The sequence below is a fragment of the Klebsiella sp. K-3 genome (assembly GCF_051207495.1).
Lineage (GTDB): Bacteria > Pseudomonadota > Gammaproteobacteria > Enterobacterales > Enterobacteriaceae > Klebsiella > Klebsiella aerogenes.
On record NZ_JBPNXF010000002.1, the window covers coordinates 345,106 to 363,730 of the forward strand.

The 18,625-nt window shown below is 56.3% G+C and carries 17 protein-coding genes; 12 read left to right on the plus strand and 5 right to left on the minus strand.

What is annotated here, in order from left to right; translation table 11 throughout:
* The first annotated feature begins 63 nt into the window (after positions 1-63).
* Both ACSEMK_RS04515 and folM read left to right on the plus strand, forming a co-directional pair.
* Complete coding sequence (locus ACSEMK_RS04515; protein ID WP_015366823.1) at positions 64-1,446, plus strand: amino acid permease; 1,383 nt, start codon at positions 64-66, stop codon at positions 1,444-1,446.
* A gap of 37 nt (positions 1,447-1,483) precedes the next feature.
* A complete protein-coding gene (gene folM / locus ACSEMK_RS04520; RefSeq protein WP_113374687.1) occupies positions 1,484-2,206 on the plus strand; it encodes a dihydromonapterin reductase in 723 nt (240 codons plus the stop codon).
* Here folM and ACSEMK_RS04525 read toward each other — a convergent pair.
* On the minus strand, positions 2,203-2,538 hold the full coding sequence (locus ACSEMK_RS04525) for a GlpM family protein (RefSeq protein WP_015366825.1): 336 nt from the start codon (positions 2,536-2,538) through the stop codon (positions 2,203-2,205). The two genes, folM and ACSEMK_RS04525, sit on opposite strands and share 4 nt — an antisense overlap.
* A 125-nt stretch (positions 2,539-2,663) precedes the next feature.
* Between ACSEMK_RS04525 and rstA the strand changes: the two genes are divergently transcribed.
* The gene (gene rstA, locus ACSEMK_RS04530; protein ID WP_032707933.1) at positions 2,664-3,380 is read left to right on the plus strand and encodes a two-component system response regulator RstA; all 717 of its coding nucleotides are present in this window, start codon (positions 2,664-2,666) and stop codon (positions 3,378-3,380) included.
* Positions 3,381-3,386: 6 nt separating this feature from the next.
* Here the strand turns inward: rstA and ACSEMK_RS04535 are convergent, their stop codons facing one another.
* On the minus strand, positions 3,387-3,968 hold the full coding sequence (locus ACSEMK_RS04535) for a hypothetical protein (RefSeq protein WP_430915509.1): 582 nt from the start codon (positions 3,966-3,968) through the stop codon (positions 3,387-3,389).
* A 190-nt stretch (positions 3,969-4,158) separates the two neighbouring features.
* Between ACSEMK_RS04535 and rstB the strand changes: the two genes are divergently transcribed.
* The gene (gene rstB, locus ACSEMK_RS04540) at positions 4,159-5,460 is read left to right on the plus strand and encodes a two-component system sensor histidine kinase RstB (protein WP_087858501.1); all 1,302 of its coding nucleotides are present in this window, start codon (positions 4,159-4,161) and stop codon (positions 5,458-5,460) included.
* 73 nt (positions 5,461-5,533) lie between these two features.
* Positions 5,534-6,466, plus strand: coding sequence for a DNA replication terminus site-binding protein (tus, locus tag ACSEMK_RS04545; protein WP_430915508.1), 933 nt, complete (start codon positions 5,534-5,536; stop codon positions 6,464-6,466).
* Here the strand turns inward: tus and fumC are convergent.
* Both fumC and fumA read right to left on the minus strand, forming a co-directional pair.
* Complete coding sequence (gene fumC / locus ACSEMK_RS04550; RefSeq protein ID WP_113374684.1) at positions 6,456-7,856, minus strand: class II fumarate hydratase; 1,401 nt, start codon at positions 7,854-7,856, stop codon at positions 6,456-6,458. The genes tus and fumC overlap by 11 nt on opposite strands.
* A gap of 144 nt (positions 7,857-8,000) precedes the next feature.
* Positions 8,001-9,647 (minus strand): class I fumarate hydratase FumA, encoded by a 1,647-nt coding sequence (gene fumA, locus ACSEMK_RS04555; RefSeq protein ID WP_435336319.1) that lies wholly within the window; start codon positions 9,645-9,647, stop codon positions 8,001-8,003.
* A 196-nt stretch (positions 9,648-9,843) separates the two neighbouring features.
* On the opposite strand from fumA, the gene manA reads away from it, so the two are divergent.
* Both manA and ACSEMK_RS04565 read left to right on the plus strand, forming a co-directional pair.
* Positions 9,844-11,022: a mannose-6-phosphate isomerase gene (gene manA, locus ACSEMK_RS04560; RefSeq protein WP_430915507.1), complete on the plus strand. Its 1,179-nt coding sequence runs from the start codon at positions 9,844-9,846 to the stop codon at positions 11,020-11,022.
* Positions 11,023-11,119: 97 nt separating this feature from the next.
* Positions 11,120-12,613, plus strand: a complete 1,494-nt coding sequence (locus tag ACSEMK_RS04565) for a YdgA family protein (RefSeq protein WP_430915506.1) — start codon at positions 11,120-11,122, stop codon at positions 12,611-12,613.
* A gap of 57 nt (positions 12,614-12,670) precedes the next feature.
* Here the strand turns inward: ACSEMK_RS04565 and ACSEMK_RS04570 are convergent, their stop codons facing one another.
* Positions 12,671-13,699, minus strand: a complete 1,029-nt coding sequence (locus ACSEMK_RS04570) for a Mal regulon transcriptional regulator MalI (protein WP_015705245.1) — start codon at positions 13,697-13,699, stop codon at positions 12,671-12,673.
* Between the two features lie 173 nt (positions 13,700-13,872).
* On the opposite strand from ACSEMK_RS04570, the gene malX reads away from it, so the two are divergent.
* The 5 genes from malX (at position 13,873) to yedF (ending at position 18,600) form a co-directional block, all read left to right on the plus strand.
* Positions 13,873-15,465 (plus strand): maltose/glucose-specific PTS transporter subunit IIBC, encoded by a 1,593-nt coding sequence (malX, locus tag ACSEMK_RS04575; RefSeq protein WP_045392419.1) that lies wholly within the window; start codon positions 13,873-13,875, stop codon positions 15,463-15,465.
* Positions 15,466-15,513: 48 nt separating this feature from the next.
* Positions 15,514-16,698, plus strand: a complete 1,185-nt coding sequence (locus ACSEMK_RS04580) for a MalY/PatB family protein (RefSeq protein WP_430915505.1) — start codon at positions 15,514-15,516, stop codon at positions 16,696-16,698.
* Between the two features lie 92 nt (positions 16,699-16,790).
* Positions 16,791-16,994 (plus strand): putative selenium delivery protein YdfZ, encoded by a 204-nt coding sequence (gene ydfZ / locus ACSEMK_RS04585; protein WP_015705242.1) that lies wholly within the window; start codon positions 16,791-16,793, stop codon positions 16,992-16,994.
* A gap of 164 nt (positions 16,995-17,158) precedes the next feature.
* The gene (gene yedE, locus ACSEMK_RS04590) at positions 17,159-18,370 is read left to right on the plus strand and encodes a selenium metabolism membrane protein YedE/FdhT (RefSeq protein ID WP_348854606.1); all 1,212 of its coding nucleotides are present in this window, start codon (positions 17,159-17,161) and stop codon (positions 18,368-18,370) included.
* On the plus strand, positions 18,367-18,600 hold the full coding sequence (gene yedF, locus ACSEMK_RS04595; protein ID WP_015366840.1) for a sulfurtransferase-like selenium metabolism protein YedF: 234 nt from the start codon (positions 18,367-18,369) through the stop codon (positions 18,598-18,600). Before yedE ends, yedF begins: the two co-directional genes overlap by 4 nt.
* Positions 18,601-18,625: the final 25 nt, after the last annotated feature.

An 18,625-nucleotide genomic window follows, 5' to 3' on the forward strand; every position in this document is an offset into this window, starting at 1 on the left:
CCATTTTTATGCGATTTCGCCAAATAAATATTCTTGATTCACTGTTGCCACCTCGGGAATACAATGGAAAAGAAACTGGGCCTTAGCGCCCTGACCGCACTGGTACTCAGCTCCATGCTGGGCGCGGGCGTTTTCAGTTTGCCGCAAAACATGGCTGCCGTTGCCAGCCCATCCGCTCTGCTTATCGGCTGGGCCATCACCGGCGTCGGGATTTTATTCCTCGCTTTCGCCATGCTATTGCTGACCCGAATCCGTCCGGAACTGGACGGCGGTATCTTTACCTATGCTCGCGAAGGTTTTGGCGAACTGATCGGTTTCTGTTCCGCCTGGGGTTACTGGCTGTGCGCGGTGATTGCCAATGTCTCCTACCTGGTAATCGTCTTCTCGGCCCTGAGTTTCTTCACCGATACGCCGGAGATGCGTATTTTTGGTGACGGTAACACCTGGCAGGCGATCGTCGGCGCGTCCGTGCTGTTATGGGTGGTGCATTTTCTGGTGCTGCGTGGGGTCCAGACCGCGGCAGGCATTAACCTGGTGGCGACGCTGGCTAAACTGTTGCCGCTCGGCGCTTTCGTAGCGCTGGCCGCTATCGCGTTCCGGCTCGATACTTTCCGCCTCGATTTCAGCGGTATCGCTCTCGGCGTACCGGTATGGGAACAGGTGAAAAACACCATGCTGATCACCCTGTGGGTATTTATCGGCGTGGAGGGGGCGGTCGTGGTTTCCGCCCGCGCCCGTCATAAGCGCGACGTTGGTCGCGCGACGCTACTGGCGGTGGTCTCGGCGCTGGCGGTTTATCTGCTGGTCACCCTGCTGTCGCTGGGCGTTGTCGCCCGCCCAGAACTGGCTGAAATGCGCAACCCGTCGATGGCTGGCCTGATGGTCAAGATGATGGGGTCATGGGGCGAGGTAGTGATCGCCGCGGGATTAATTATCTCCGTCTGCGGCGCCTATTTAAGCTGGACCATTATGGCCGCCGAAGTGCCGTATCTGGCGGCGACGCACAAAGCGTTCCCGCGCCTGTTTGCCAAAACCAATAAGAATAATGCGCCCTCTTCCTCGCTGTGGTTGACCAACATCAGCGTGCAGATTTGTCTGGTGCTGATTTGGCTTACCGGATCTGACTACGGTACCCTGCTAACCATCGCCTCAGAAATGATTCTGGTGCCCTATTTCCTCGTCGGCGCTTTCCTGCTTAAGATTGCCGTGCGTCCTTTACACAAAGCCGTGGGTGTCGGCGCGTGCGTTTATGGCTTATGGTTATTGTATGCGTCCGGTCCTGTGCATTTGCTATTGTCGGTGGTACTTTACGCTCCGGGTCTTCTGGTTTTCCTGTACGCCCGGCGTACTCACCAGCACGATCGCATGCTCAAACGCCGTGAAATGGCATTAATTGGTTTTTTGCTGGTTGCCGCCGTTCCGGCAACGTGGATGCTGGTGGGGTAAGCGGTTGCCCTACCGCTGAACTTGAAAGGAGATACCCATGGCTGAAGCACAGCCTCGTCCGGTCCTGATCACGGGAGCAGGCCGCCGTATCGGCCTCGCTCTGGCACACCATTTTTTAAACCAGCAGCAACCGGTGATCGTCAGCTATCGCCAGCATTATCCTTCGATTGACACCCTGCGCGAAGCCGGCGCGGTGTGTCTGCAGGCCGATTTCAGCAGCGACGACGGTATTCTTACCTTCGCGGAAGCGGTGAAAGCGCAGACCAACGGCCTGCGCGCGATTATTCATAACGCCAGTGATTGGATGGCGGAGAAACCGGGCGTGTCGTTATCCACGGTGATATCGCGGATGATGCAAATTCATGTCCACGCGCCCTATCTACTTAACCACGCGCTGGAGAGCCTGCTGCGCGGTTTTGGTCACGCGGCCAGCGATATTATTCATATTACCGACTACGTAGTGGAACGCGGCAGCGATAAGCATATCGCCTATGCCGCCAGTAAAGCGGCACTTGATAATATGACCCGCTCTTTCGCCCGTAAGCTGGCCCCGGAAGTAAAGGTCAACGCCATCGCGCCATCGCTGATTATGTTCAACGAGCATGATGACGCTGAATATCGTAAACAGGCGCTGGATAAATCGCTGATGAAAATCGCACCGGGTGAAAAAGAGATTATCGACCTCATCGATTATCTGTTCACCAGTTGTTACGTCACCGGCCGCTCTTTCGCTGTCGACGGCGGCCGACCGCTGCGCTAGTGGAAACGGCTCCAGCCGAGGATGAGCAGCCAGGCCGCCAGACTCCAGCAGATCACCGCGCCTGCCAGCGCGTAAGGCAGGCGCATTACGCCAGTGAAGTACCATAACGAAAGTAAGTAGATAAAATACGGTATGATTGACCACATACCGAAGACAATAGTCGTGCGTAGCGCTTCAATGCCGCGCTCGCTGGCGACGATATAGTGGGCAATCAGCGCGAAGGTCGGAAATAACGGAATTAAGCCGGCAATATAGTAATTTTTGGTTTTTGACAGTACGCCTATCAGTACCACCACCAGCGCTCCCAGCAGCGCTTTAATCAACAGCCCCATTTTATGCCTTAACATTTGAACAACAATTTCTACCAGAATAACGGAAGAACATTTGTTTATGAAAGATTAATGGCAGGCAATTTGCGGGCGGTGTATGTTAGCTTTTTAATTTATACGCGTAAGATATGAATAAGATCGTTTTTGTTGAGGATGAGCCCGAAGTTGGCGCGCTTATCGCCGCCTATCTGGGAAAACATGATATGGACGTGGTTGTTGAGCCGCGCGGCGACCGGGCCGAAGAGGTTATTGCTCGTGAACAACCCGATCTGGTACTGCTGGATATCATGCTGCCTGGCAAAGACGGGATGACGCTGTGCCGCGACCTGCGCAGCCAGTGGCAGGGTCCGATCGTGTTGCTGACCTCGCTCGATAGCGATATGAACCATATTCTGTCGTTGGAGATGGGCGCCAGTGATTACATCCTCAAAACCACCCCACCTGCGGTGCTGCTGGCCCGCTTGCGTTTGCATCTGCGCCAGCACGTGGCTTCGCCGTCGATGCCAGCTCCCGCAACCCTGACGCCGCATAAAGCCATTGTTTTTGGTTCGCTGTCGATCGACCCGGTTAACCGTCAGGTATTGCTCGGCGGCGACAACGTGGCTTTATCCACCGCCGATTTCGACCTGCTGTGGGAACTGGCGACCCATGCCGGGCAGATTATGGATCGCGATGCGCTGTTGAAAAATCTCCGCGGCGTCAGCTACGACGGCATGGATCGCAGCGTCGATGTCGCGATTTCACGCCTGCGTAAAAAGCTGCTCGACAACGCCACCGAGCCCTACCGCATCAAGACGGTGCGCAACAAAGGCTATCTGTTTGCCCCGCACGCCTGGGATAATTAATCCGCGTCAGGAATAGATCGACATCACACCGTGTAGTCGGTCTTGAAATTCAGCGTATTTCTCTCTGAATGCCATTTCGTCGTTTTCGTCATACCAGCGTACGACCTCACCGCTGGCGAGGAAATGATCCAGTAGTTCGCCGCTCGCCTGAATCCATTGCGGTAAACCATCGACCTGTAGACTCCAGCCTCCCGGATGATAATGGATGAAATCGTTACGCAGCTGGTGAAGCTTGCCCACCGCCACCGTACAGACTTCGCTGGGTGTGAAGGCGCTGCTCTCCCTCGTCGCACGGTATAGCGCCATGAAGGACGGCAGCTGCAGTTTATTGATGTTGGAGAAATCGTCGTTACAGATTTGCTGGAAGATTTCTTGTGTCGACGCTTTACCGTCGGCCAGGTGGACCTGAAAGTCATTGCCCTGACACAGCGCCAACACCATCGCGTTCTGCAGGATGCTGTGCCAGCCGGTAATCACCCACTTCCACTGATAAGGGTCGGCGATCGCCTGCATATGGCTCAGGACCATATCGAAGGTTTTCAAAATCTCAACATCATTATCAGTATGCAAATACACGGGCTTAGTCATCTGGCGCTCTCCATCATTTAAGGGGCGCTTAAATTAACAGAGAGGCTGGCACCTGACAGGCCGGGGAAATGGCACAATACGGCTATCGGTCATTTGGCCTGGCGTGTCGGTGAGAACTTTGCCGAGCGGGATCCTTCTCCTGTAGAATCTTTTGACGCAAGATAACCCAGTTAATGACCGGTGATGATTAATGAAAAAACTGTTTGTGCAGTTTTACCTTTTGCTGTTCGTCTGCTTCCTGGTCATGACCATGCTGGTCGGCCTGGTGTATAAATTCACCGCCGAGCGCGCCGGACGCCAGTCGCTGGACGATCTGATGAAAAGCTCGCTCTATCTGATGCGCAGCGAACTGCGCGAGATCCCGCCGCGCGACTGGAGCAACACGCTGAAAGAGCTGGACCTCAACCTCTCTTTCGATCTGCACATTGAACCGTTAAGCAAGTTCAAGCTCTCGGAAAGCTCGATGCAGCATCTGCGCGCGGGCGATATCGTGGCGCTGGACGATCAGTACACCTTTATTCAACGCATCCCGCGCAGCCATTACGTCCTGTCGGTCGGCCCGGTGCCCTATCTCTATTTTTTGCATGAGATGCGCCTGCTGGACGTCGCGCTGATGGCGTTTATCGCTATTTCACTGGCTTTCCCGGTGTTTATCTGGATGCGTCCGCACTGGCAGGATATGTTGCGTATCGAAACCGCCGCACAGCGCTTCGGCGAAGGCCATTTTAGCGAGCGCATCCATTTCGATAGCATGTCGAGCTTCGAGCGACTCGGCGTGGCCTTTAACCAGATGGCGGATAATATCAACGCCCTGATAGCCAGTAAAAAACAGCTTATTGACGGTATCGCCCATGAACTACGCACGCCGCTGGTGCGCCTGCGCTATCGCCTGGAGATGAGCGAAAATCTGACCGAGGCCGAGTCGCTGGCTCTCAACCGCGATATCGGGCAACTAGAAGCGCTGATTGAAGAACTGCTCACCTACGCGCGCCTCGATCGCCCGCAGAACGAACTCAACCTGACTACCCCGGATTTCCCGGCCTGGATCCGCGCGCACGTCGAGGATATACAACTGGTCAATCCGCAGCGTGAAGTCGCGTTGCGCCAGCTTACGGCGGGCGACTACGGCGCGCTGGATATGCGTTTAATGGAGCGCGTGCTGGATAACCTGGTTAATAATGCCCTGCGCTACAGTCAGCAACATATTCAAATTGGCCTGTCGCTGGCCGGTTCAAGGGCGACGCTGCGAGTGGAAGATGATGGCCCGGGTATCGCCCTTGAAGAACGCGAACGGGTATTCGAGCCGTTTGTCCGTCTCGATCCCAGCCGCGATCGCGCCACCGGCGGCTGCGGCCTGGGGCTGGCGATTGTACACAGTATTGCTCAGGCGATGTCCGGTGAAGTCCACTGCGACGAAAGCTCGCTTGGCGGCGCGGCATTCATTTTCAGCTGGCCCATTTACCACCAGCTTCCCGCTTTTACCTCTGCTTAGCTGAACTTGCGCAGGCGTCACGGCCTGCGTATAGTTTATACTCAAACAGTATGTTGTAACTAAGGCGGTAATCATGGCTAGCTACGACCTCGTTGCGCGCTTAAATGACACCTTTCGTGAGCTTGAGCGCGAACTACAAACCTTCAAAGCGTCGCTGAGCCGCTGCCGTCTGCTGGCGGCGCGGGTTTTCGAATTACCGGCGGTAAGTAAAGAGGCGGAGCACGCGCCGCTGGATACCATTCAGGTCACCCAGCACGTCGGGCAAAGCGCGCTGGAGATGGCGCTCAGGCACTACAGCCACCTGTTTATCCAACAGCAGTCGGAAAACCGCAGCAGCAAGGCGGCGGTACGCCTCCCCGGGGCGATTTGCCTGGCGGTTGATACGCAACAGCAGGCGGAGCTGCTGGAGAAAATCAGCGCCATTAACGCGCTGAAAGCGGCGTTTGAGAAAAGCGTCACCGTCGATTCCGGATTGCCGGCCGCCGCGCGTTTCGAATGGGTTCACCGCCATCTGCCCGGCCTGATTACCCTTAGCGCCTATCGTACCCTGACGCCGCTGCTCGACCCCAGCACCATCCGCTTCGGCTGGGCCAATAAGCATGTGATTAAAAATCTGACCCGCGATGAAGTATTAATGCAGCTAGAGAAGAGCCTGCAATCGCCGCGCGCGGTGCCGCCCTGGACCCGCGAACAGTGGCAAAGCAAGCTGGAAAGGGAATTTCAGGATATCGCCGCCCTGCCGCAGCGGGCAAAATTGAAAATCAAACGCCCGGTCAAGGTACAGCCGATTGCCAGAGTGTGGTATGCCGGCGAGCAGAAGCAGGTGCAGTACGCCTGCCCCGGCCCGCTAATTGCGCTTATCTCCGGCACGCATGGGGTAAGCGTGCCGGATCTCGGCGAACTTTTGAATTACGATGCCGATAACGTGCAGTACCGCCACAAGCCGCAGGCGCAGTCGTTACGATTACTGATCCCGCGTCTGCATTTATGGCTGGCTAGCGAGTAGCAAGGCTGCCAACCATATCCTGCGGGCGCACCCAGCTATCGAATTCGGCTTCCGTCAGGTAACCAAGCGACAGCGCCGCGGCTTTCAGCGTCAGCCCTTCATGGTGCGCTTTTTTGGCGATCTCCGCCGCTTTATCGTAGCCGATATGGGTATTGAGCGCGGTCACCAGCATCAGCGACTCATTAAGCAACTGGCCGATCCGCTCGCGGTTTGGCTCAATGCCCACCGCGCAGTGCTCATTAAAGCTCTCCATACCGTCCGCCAGCAGGCGTACCGACTGCAGGAAGTTGTGGATGACCATTGGCCGATAGACGTTAAGCTCAAAGTTGCCTGACGCGCCGCCGATATTCACCGCCACGTCGTTACCCATCACCTGACAGCACAACATGGTCAACGCTTCGCACTGCGTCGGGTTGACTTTGCCGGGCATAATGGAGGATCCCGGTTCGTTCTCCGGAATGGCGATTTCCCCTATGCCACAGCGCGGCCCGGAGGCCAGCCAGCGCACATCGTTGGCGATTTTCATCAGCGAAGCCGCCAGCCCTTTCAGCGCGCCGTGGGCATGAACCAGCGCATCCACGGTGGCCAGCGCTTCAAATTTATTGGGCGCGGTGACGAACGGTAGCCCGCTAAGCGATGCCAGTTCCGCCGCCACCCGCACCGCATATTCCGGGTGCGTATTCAAGCCGGTACCAACCGCCGTACCGCCCAGCGCCAGCTCAGCGAGATGCGGCAGGCTGTGTTCAATATGCCGGAGATTATGTTCCAGCATCGCGACCCAACCGGAGATCTCCTGCCCTAACGTCAGCGGCGTAGCGTCCTGCAAGTGAGTGCGGCCAATTTTAACAATGTCCCCGAAGGCCAGCGACTTTTCCTGTAGCGTGTCCCGCAGCACCTGTAGCTGTGGGAGTAGCTTTTCGCGCAGCGCGATTAGCGCCGCGACGTGCATCGCTGTAGGAAAAACATCATTCGAGCTCTGGCTTTTATTGACGTCATCATTGGGGTGAATTTTGCGCGCCATGCCGCGCTCGCCGCCAAGCAACTCGCTCGCACGGTTAGCCAGTACTTCGTTCATATTCATGTTGCTTTGGGTACCGGAGCCGGTTTGCCAGATAGCTAACGGAAACTCCTGCGCATGCTTGCCGGCGAGAACTTCATCGGCGGCGGCGATGATGGCGCCCGCTTTGTCCGCCGCCAGCAGGCCCAGGTCCTGGTTCACCTTCGCCGCCGCGCGCTTGGTCAGCGCCAGCGCGTAGATCAGTTCACCAGGCATTTTCTCCGTTGAGATACGGAAATGCTCAAGCGAGCGCTGGGTCTGCGCGCCCCAAAGTTTATCGGCCGGGACGTCGATGGCGCCCATCGAGTCTTTTTCACTGCGATGCGTTGTCATTACTTTCTCCTTGGATTCAAAGTGCGTCATAGCGACAAGCTCACCTGCTTAAAGGATTAAGTATTAACCAGAATTATTAGTTGTTTTAGTCGTTCGTGCCGCTAAAGCGGCCCAAACAAAAACCGCCCCGAAGGGCGGTGTCGTTTACTTCACGCAGCGCGAGCACTGCGATGTCTGGATCTGCTGGAAGAAGTCGTTACCTTTATCATCAACGAGGATAAAGGCCGGGAAATCTTCCACTTCGATTTTCCAGATAGCTTCCATTCCCAGCTCCGGATAAGCCACGCACTCAAGGCTGCGGATACTCTGCTGCGCAAGAACCGCCGCCGGGCCGCCGATACTACCGAGATAGAAACCGCCGTGTTTGTGGCAGGCATCGGTCACCTGCTGGCTACGGTTACCCTTGGCCAGCATGATTTTACTCGCACCATGCGATTGCAACAGATCGACATACGAGTCCATGCGGCCAGCGGTCGTCGGCCCCAGAGAACCGGAGGCGTAACCATCCGGCGTCTTCGCCGGGCCGGCGTAGTAGATAGGGTGATCTTTGACATACTGCGGCAGCGCTTCGCCATTATCAATAAGCTCTTTCAGCTTGGCATGGGCAATATCACGAGCCACGATGATTGTGCCGCTCAGCGACAGACGAGTCGACACCGGATACTGCGACAGCAGCGCCAGGATCTCGCTCATCGGCTGATTGAGGTTCACCTTCACGGCTTCGCCTTCACTGGCCTGGCGCAGGTGTTCAGGGATATATTTCCCTGGGTTGCTCTCCAGTTTCTCCAGCCAAATGCCGTCGCGGTTGATTTTAGCTTTGATGTTACGGTCGGCAGAACAGGAGACCCCCATCCCCACCGGACAGGACGCGCCGTGACGCGGCAGGCGGACCACGCGGATATCGTGGGCGAAGTATTTGCCGCCAAACTGCGCGCCGAGGCCGAGGTTCTGCGCTTCCAGCAGCAGCTCTTGCTCCAGCTGCACATCGCGGAACGCCTGGCCATGTTCGTTACCTTCGGTCGGCAGGCCATCGTAGTATTTGGTCGAGGCCAATTTCACCGTCTTCAGCGTGGCTTCCGCAGAGGTGCCGCCAATCACAAAGGCGATATGGTACGGCGGACAAGCTGCGGTACCGAGAGTGCGCATCTTCTCGACGAGGTAGTTTTTCAGCTTCGCCGGAGTGATTAACGCTTTCGTTTCCTGGTAGAGATACGTTTTGTTCGCGGAGCCGCCGCCCTTGGCGATACAGAGGAATTTATACTCATCGCCATCGGTAGCATAAAGATCGATCTGCGCCGGCAGGTTGGTACCGGTGTTGACCTCTTTATACATGTCCAGCGGCGCGTTCTGCGAGTAACGCAGGTTGTCCTGGATATAGGTGTTGTACACGCCCTGCGCCAGCGCGGCTTCATCGCCGCCGCCGGTCCATACGCGCTGTCCCTTTTTCCCCATAATGATCGCGGTGCCGGTGTCCTGACAGGTCGGCAGAATGCCTTTGGCGGCGATATCGGAGTTACGCAGGAATTGCAGCGCGACGTATTTGTCGTTTTCGCTGGCTTCCGGGTCGTTGAGGATATCCGCGACCTGCTGCTGGTGTGCCGGGCGGAGCATAAAGGAGGCGTCGTGGAACGCGTGTTGGGCCAGTAAGGTTAGCGCCTGAGGTTCAACCTTCAGAACTTCCTGGCCGGCGAATTCGGCGACGGAGACGTAATCACTGCTGAGGAGATAATACTCGGTGTCATCCTTTTTAAGCGGAAAAGGATCCTGATAAACAAACGGTTTGTTCGACATTGTACTCTCACTTACTGCTTGGCTGATTATGTTTCAGGCAGACACTCCATTTGCCTGTAGAAAAGCGAGTCGATCAATCTTACACAATTTTTTAACAAAAACTGAGACAAGGACGACTTTTTCTTTCAGCAGTTGCTTCTCGACAATTTGTTGGTTTAATAGAGCCAACATTTTTATGTGGAAACAGGGATTGAGAATGCAGAAGCTCATTAACTCAGTGCAAAACTATGCATGGGGAAGTCACACCGCGTTAACCGACCTTTACGGTATCGCCAATCCGGACAACCTGCCGATGGCGGAATTGTGGATGGGCGCACATCCCAAAAGCAGTTCGCGGATCCTAAACGCCAACGGCCAGCCGCAGTCGCTGCGCGAGGTCATTGAGGCCGATAAAAATGCCCTTCTCGGCACTAACGTCGCCGAGCGTTTTGGCGAACTGCCGTTCTTGTTCAAGGTACTGTGCGCCGCCCAGCCGCTCTCCATCCAGGTTCACCCGAACAAACGCGCGTCGGAAATTGGCTTTGCCAAAGAGAACGCCGCGGGTATTCCGCTGGATGCCGCCGAGCGTAACTATAAAGATCCCAACCATAAGCCGGAACTGGTCTTCGCCCTGACGCCGTTCCTCGCTATGAACGCGTTCCGCGAATTTAATGAAATTGTCGCGCTGCTGCAGCCGGTTGCCGAGGCGCATCCGGCAATTGGCGAATTCATTCAACAGCCGGACGCCGGGCGTTTAAGCCAGCTGTTCGCCAGCCTGCTGAATATGAAAGGCGAAGAAAAAGCGCATGCGCTCAGCGTGCTGCAAAACGCCCTCGACCGCCAACAGGGCGAACCGTGGCAGACCATTCGTCTGATCGCTGAATTCTACCCGGATGACAGCGGCCTCTTCTCCCCGCTGCTGCTCAACGTGGTGAAACTGAACCCTGGCGAAGCGATGTTCCTGTTCGCCGAGACCCCGCACGCCTACCTGCAGGGCGTCGCGCTGGAAGTGATGGCCAACTCAGATAACGTACTGCGCGCCGGTCTGACGCCGAAGTACATCGATATTCCGGAACTGGTGGCGAACGTGAAATTTGTCGCCAAACCTGCCTCTGAGCTGCTGACTCAGCCGGAACAACACGGCAGCGAGCTGGATTTCCCAATCCCGGTCGATGATTTCGCCTTCTCGTTGCACGAGCTGTCCAGTAATGAGGACTCTCTGGCGCAAGAGAGCGCCGCGATTCTGTTCTGCGTGGAAGGCGAAGCGACGCTACGTAAAGGCGAGCAGCGCCTGACCCTGCAGCCGGGTGAATCGGCGTTTATCGCCTGCAACGAATCACCGGTACTGGTCAGCGGCCAGGGTCGTCTGGCGCGCGTGTTCAATAAGCTTAAGTAAGTTACTGAACTTTTAATCCGCAGTTGCTAGACTTCCCCCATCATGACAACACCACCAGGCGGCATGTTCCGCCTGGTTTCATTTATGGACAAATGCTATGAAAAAAACGTTGGTCGCCGCGGGAGTTATCGTCGCGCTCGGAGTCGTCTGGACAGGCGGAGCCTGGTTTACCGGTAAGCAACTGGAAAACCGTATTGCAGAAATGGTGCAGCAGGCGAATGCCCAACTGCAGAGCAACGCGCCGGAAGCTGGCGTAGAGTTGAGCTATCAAGACTACCAGCGCGGGTTATTCAGCAGCCATCTGCAATTGGTGGTGAAGCCGCAGGCCGGTAAAGAACACAGTCTATTGGCCGCCGGTCAAAGCCTGGTGTTTGACGAAAAGGTCGATCATGGTCCCTTCCCGCTTGCCTCGTTAAAATCATTTAACCTTGCGCCGGCAATGGCCTCCGTCAACACCACCCTCGTGAATAACGATGCCAGCAAAGCGCTGTTCGATATTGCTAAAGGACAAACGCCGTTTAACATCGACACCCGCATTGCCTACAGCGGCGATACTCAGTCGGTCATCTTCCTTAACCCGCTGGATTACGCTAAAGACAATGAAAAAGTTATCTTTAGCGGCGGCCAGTTCCAGCTCAATGCCGATCGCGATGGCAAAACTATTAGCCTGAGCGGCGAAGCGGCCAGCGGGCAGATCAACGCGGTCAACGAATACAACCAGAAAGTTCAGCTCAGTTTCAGCAACCTGAAGGCTGACGGCGCCACCGAAATGACCTCCTTTGAGGAACGTATCGGCAAGCAGAAGATTTCCCTTGAAAAACTGGCTATCGGCGTTGAAGGTAAAGAGCTGGCGCTGCTGGAAGGCATGAATATCGACGGCCGCTCTACGCTCTCCGATGACGGCAAGCGTATCAATAGCCAGCTTGATTACAACCTTAACAGCCTGAAACTGCAAAACCAGGATATGGGCCGCGGCAAACTCACCGTTAAGCTGGATAATCTCGACGGTCAGGCGTGGCATCAATTCAGTCAGCAGTATAACGCCCAGGCGCAGGCGCTGATGGCGAAACCCGAGCTGGCGCAGAATCCGGAGCTTTATCAGCAGGCGTTAACCGAGATCTTCTTTAGCTCGCTGCCAATTCTGTTGAAAGGTAATCCGTCGCTGACGATTTCTCCGCTGAGCTGGCAAAACGCCAAAGGCGAAAGCACCCTGAATCTGTCGGTGCTGATGCAGGATCCGGCGCAAACGACCGCCGCGCCGCAGACCGTCGCCGATGAACTGGACCGCAGCGTTAAATCGCTGGACGGCAAGCTGGTGATCCCGGTGGATATGGCCACCGCCCTGATGACGCAGATTGCCGGGCTGGAAGGCTACCAGCCGGAGGATGCGGCGAAACTTGCCGATCAGCAGGTCAAAGGGCTGGCGGCGATGGGGCAGATGTTCCGTCTGACCACAATGGAAGATAACGCGATCACCTCCAGCCTGCAGTACGCCGACGGCCAGGTCACGCTAAACGGGCAGAAAATGCCGCTGGCCGATTTCGCCGCCATGTTCGGCCTGACGCTCCCCACCGCCGAACCGCAGCAGTAAAAAAATGTCCCGGGCTGCAGTCAGGTAGCCCGGGAACACCTTAATCGATGGCGGCCCCTACTTTCTGATAACCAGCCGCGGCGGCATAATCTGATTACGCGCGCTGCCTTGCCCCTCCTCGAGGCGGCGTAAAATACACTCCGCCAGGCTGTTCCCCATCTCACGCGCGGGGGTGGTCACCCAGGTCAAGGGGACATCATCGAGCGCCGCTTCCGGCACTTCGGCAAAGGCCGCCAGCGCGATGCGTTGCTCAAAATAACTTTCCACGCTACCCTCGCCGCTCTGTCGCCCGGCGCGCAGAAGACCGAACCACGCCCCGGTGGCGATGACGCTGTTATAGCAAAGTACCGCGCTGATGGTCGGGTTTTGTCGCAGCAGCGCGATCATGGCTTCCGCCGCCTGCTGCTGACTGGAGCCACACTCGACAACCCATTCGCTATGAAACGGCAGGCCGTACTTCAATAAGGTGGCGCAATAGCCGCCCACCCGTTCAGCGCGGGTCAGGGACGCGCTTTGTCCGCCAAGCCAGGCGATGCGCTGATGACCGCGGCGAATCAGATGTTCCGTTACCATTTGCGCCGCCTGCATGTTATCCGGGCGGATCAGGTCGATATCGTCCAGGTAGCTGGCGCGGGAGGCAAAAACCAGCGGCATCCCTACTTCGGCGGCACGATCGCGCAGCTCGCCGCCCTTGTCGATAGCGCCGGCGATAATCACCCCGTCAACCCCCTGCGAGACCAGCGTTTCGAAGCGCTGGAGCATTTTCTCGCCGCGATGCCCGCCCTGGGTGAGAAATACCATTTTACCCTGTGATTCCAGCGCATCGGTCAAGCCGGCGGTTAGCTCGGCATAGAACGGCTTCGACAGATCGCTAACGATAAGGCCAATCACCCCGCTTTGCCCGCCGCGGAGCGACGCCGCCTGGCGATTACGCACAAACCCGAGTTGCTCAATGGCCTGGTTGACGCGCTCGCCGGTGGCCGAAGAGATGCGCCCTTTACCGCTGAGCACCAGCGATACCGTACTGACCGAGACGCCAGCCGCCAGCGCCACATCATTGATGGTTGTCTTTTTTGCGATAGCCATAACGACTGGCTGACTCCCTTTGCCTTTCGATAAAACGTTTTATCAGTATGTTATCTTTATAAACCTTATTATCGCTTGATTATGTGATTTTTATCGCACTAAAAAATGGTAAAACGTTTTATCTTGCCGCTACGTTACATCCTATCGACCCTTTTCAGAACCAGGATTCGTGTATGACGGCGAAAACAGCACCAAAAATTACCTTATGGGAGTTTTTCCAGCAGTTAGGAAAAACCTTTATGTTGCCCGTGGCGTTGCTCTCGTTTTGCGGGATCATGCTGGGGATCGGCAGCTCGTTAAGCAGCCACGATGTGATTACGCTGCTGCCGTGGTTGAACGTGCCGCTGCTGCAGGCGATTTTTGTCTGGATGAGTAAAGTCGGCTCCTTCGCTTTTAGCTTCCTGCCGGTCATGTTCTGTATCGCAATTCCGCTCGGCCTGGCGCGTGAAAACAAAGGCGTTGCCGCTTTCGCGGGCTTCGTCGGCTACGCGGTCATGAACCTCGCGGTCAACTTCTGGCTGACGGCGAAAGGCATCCTGCCGACGACCGACGCGGCGATCCTCAAGGCCAACAACATTCAGAATATTATCGGTATTCAGTCGATCGACACCGGGATCCTCGGCGCGGTGATCGCCGGTATTATCGTCTGGATGCTGCACGAACGCTTCCACAACATCCGTCTGCCGGATGCGCTGGCCTTCTTTGGCGGCACGCGCTTTGTGCCGATCATTACCACCGTGGTGTTAGGCCTGGTCGGTCTGGTCATTCCGCTGGTGTGGCCGGTGTTCGCGATGGGTATCAACGGACTAGGACATGTTATCAATAGCGCCGGCGATTTTGGCCCGATGATCTTCGGTACCGGAGAACGCCTGCTGCTGCCGTTTGGCCTGCACCATATTCTGGTGGCGCTGATCCGCTTTACCGAAGCGGGCGGCACCATGGACGTTTGCGGCCACAGCGTCAGCGGCGCGCTGACTATCTTTCAGGCGCAGCTGAGTTGCCCGACGACGCACGGCTTCTCTGAAAGCGCGACCCGCTTCCTGTCACAGGGTAAAATGCCCGCCTTCCTCGGCGGCCTGCCCGGCGCGGCGCTGGCGATGTACCACTGCGCCCGCCCAGAAAACCGTCATAAAATTAAAGGGCTGCTCATTTCCGGCGTCATTGCCTGCGTGGTTGGCGGTACCACTGAGCCGTTGGAATTCCTGTTCCTGTTCGTCGCGCCGGTACTGTACGTCATCCACGCCCTGCTGACCGGCCTTGGTTTCACTATCATGGCGGTACTTGGCGTCACCATCGGCAACACCGACGGCAACATTATCGACTTCGTGGTGTTTGGCATCCTGCACGGGCTGTCGACCAAGTGGTATATGGTGCCGGTTGTCGCCGCCATCTGGTTCGCGGTGTACTACGGTATCTTCCGTTTCGCCATCACCCGCTTCAACCTGAAAACGCCGGGCCGCGATATCGAAACGGCGACCAACATCGAAAAAGCAGTTGCCGGAACGATTGGCAAATCAGGTTATAACGTGCCGGCGATTCTGGCCGCGCTCGGCGGTGCTGATAATATCGTCACGCTCGATAACTGTATTACCCGCCTGCGCCTGTCGGTGAACGACATGAGCAAAGTCGATACCGCCGCGCTGAAAGCCAACCGCGCAATCGGCGTGGTCCAGCTTAACGATCACAACCTGCAGGTGGTCATCGGCCCACAGGTTCAGTCGGTAAAAGATGAAATGGCCACCCTGATGAATACCGTTCAGGCCTAAACATACGCCCCCTCTCACCCGGAGGGGGCATTCGCGAAGGAAATTCAGATGTTTGATTTTGCCACGCCAGTGGACCGCCACGGGACCTGGTGCACCCAATGGGATTACGTAGCCGACCGTTTCGGCGCCGCCGACCTGCTGCCGTTCACTATCTCCGATATGGATTTCGCTACCGCCCCTTGTATTATCGACGCCGTCAGCCAGCGCCTGGCGCACGGCGTTTTTGGCTATAGCCGCTGGAAAAACGACGAATTTCTCGGGGCCGTCAGCCACTGGTTCGCCAGCCGTTTTCATAGCACCATCGACCACGACGCCATCGTTTACGGCCCGTCGGTTATCTACATGGTGGCCGAAATGATTCGGCAATGGTCCAATCCGGGCGACGGCATCGTGGTCCATACTCCGGCTTACGACGCGTTTTACAAAACTATCGACGGCAACCAGCGACGCATTGCCCCGGTGGCGCTCAAGCTTGATGAGGGTGAGTGGCGCTGCGATATGAACGAACTGGAAGCCGCGCTCGCCCATCCCGACAACCGCATTTTGCTGCTGTGCAGCCCGCACAATCCGACGGGCAAAGTCTGGAGCCGCGACGAACTGACCACCATGGCGCAGCTGTGCGCGAAGCATAACGTCCGGGTTATTAGCGATGAAATTCATATGGATATGACCTGGGGCGAACACCATCATACCCCCTGGTGCGCCGTTGCGCAGGGCCCCTGGGCGCTGTTCACGTCGGGCTCAAAAAGCTTCAATATCCCGGCATTTACCGGCGCCTATGGGCTCATCGCCGATACCGCTTCGCGCGATGGCTATCTGCAAGCGCTAAAAGGCCGCGATGGTCTCTCTTCTCCGTCGGTTCCGGCGCTGGTCGCGCATATCGCCGCCTATCGTCAGGGCGCGCCATGGCTGGATGCGTTACGCGATTATCTGCAGGAAAACATGCGCTATATCGCCGAGCAGCTGAATCAGGCCTTCCCGCAGCTAAACTGGCAGCCCCCACAAGCCACCTATCTGGCGTGGATCGATCTGCGTCCACTCGGTATCGACGATCGCGCTCTGCAAAAAGCGCTGATTGAAGAGCAAAAAGTCGCGATCATGCCGGGTTATACCTATGGCGAAGAGGGTAACGGTTTCATCAGGCTAAATGCCGGATGCCCGCAGGTGAAGCTTGAGAAAGGAGTTCAAGGATTGATTGCCGCTCTGCGATCATTGCGCCCTGAATTAAAATAATTTTGATATACCTCAAAAACTTTTTAACCACACAGGAGTATTAAAACAACGCGAAACAATCACGTCCGAATGACAATGCAGAGGAGGAAATGATGAAAACCTACGATCGTAACCGTAATGCTATTGACGCTGGCAGCCGGGTCATGGTGGCCGACAGCGGCGCGACGGGAGTGATTAAGGCCATTCATGGCGCTAATAAAAACAGCGAACAGCTGCGCCGCAGTGACTGCGTAGAATTAGACGGTAGTCATGAATTGTATTGCCCATTGAATCTTATTCGCCTGGGCTTTAATTAATTCCAGCGTTGTTGATTTAAGGCCGCCCTGACTGGCGGCCTTTTTCATGAGGCATTCTTCCCGCTTTTGATCTCGTCGAGTGATTCTGAAAGCTAAGCGGCGTATTATCGCGGCTCTTCAAGCCCTTTCGGGGCGAATTACCTTCTGAGTTCAGAGGCATTTCTATGACATGGCATCAATTCAAACAAGCCTGGCTAATTAAGTTTTGGGCGCCAGCGCCTGCGGTGATCGCCGCCGGTATTCTTTCTACTTACTATTTTGGCATTACCGGTACATTCTGGGCAGTCACCGGCGAATTTACCCGCTGGGGCGGCCAGCTGCTGCAGATGATGGGCGTCCCGGCCGAAAACTGGGGTTACTACCAATTAATCCATCTCGAAGGTACGCCGTTAACGCGTATCGACGGTATGATGATCCTTGGCATGTTTGGCGGCTGCCTGGCCGCCGCGCTGTGGGCGAATAACGTCAAGCTGCGGATGCCGCGTAGCCGCATTCGCATTTTCCAGGCGCTGGCCGGCGGCATTATCGCGGGCTTCGGCGCCCGGCTGGCAATGGGTTGTAACCTGGCGGCTTTCTTCACCGGGATCCCGCAGTTTTCCCTGCACGCATGGTTCTTCGCCATCGCCACCGCCATCGGGACCTGGTTCGGCGCGCGCTTTACGCTGCTGCCTGTTTTCCGTATTCCGGTCAAAATTGAGAAAGTCTCCGCGGCCTCACCGTTAACTCAAAAACCCGCGCAGGCCCGCCGCCGCTTTCGTCTGGGAATGCTGGTATTTGTCGCTATGATCGGCTGGGGGCTACTGACCGCCGCCAATCAGCCTAAACTGGGCCTGGCCCTGCTGTTCGGCGTTGCCTTTGGCCTGCTCATCGAGCGAGCGCAAATCTGTTTCACCTCCGCCTTTCGCGATATGTGGGTGACCGGGCGCACCTATATGGCCAAAGCAATCATCTTCGGGATGGCGGCCAGCGCCATCGGTATCTTTAGCTATGTGCAGCTCGGCATGGAGCCCAAAATCATGTGGGCCGGGCCGAACGCGGTAATTGGCGGCCTGCTGTTCGGTTTCGGCATCGTACTGGCCGGTGGTTGCGAAACCGGTTGGATGTATCGCGCCGTTGAAGGCCAGGTACATTATTGGTGGGTCGGGTTAGGCAACGTTATCGGCTCCACCCTGCTGGCTTACTTCTGGGATGATTTATCGCCGACGCTTGCCACCAACTGGGATAAGATTAACCTGCTGACGACTTTTGGTCCGTTCGGCGGCCTGCTTATCACCTACCTGCTGCTATTTACCGCGCTGATGTTGGTCATCGCCTGGGAAAAACACTTCTTTCGCCAGAAAAACACTTCGGCGACCCGTATTAAGGAAACCGCATGAAAGAGATCGTTCCTGATTACCGCCTCGATATGGTTGGTGAACCTTGCCCCTACCCAGCAGTGGCCACGCTTGAAGCAATGCCGGCACTAAAAAAAGGGGAAATACTTGAAGTGGTGAGCGACTGTCCGCAGTCAATCAACAACATCCCGCACGATGCTAAAAATCACGGCTATACCGTGCTGGATATTCAGCAGGATGGGCCGACGATCCGCTATCTGATTCAAAAGTGACGAGAAGGGCCGGTAGCGCGCTACC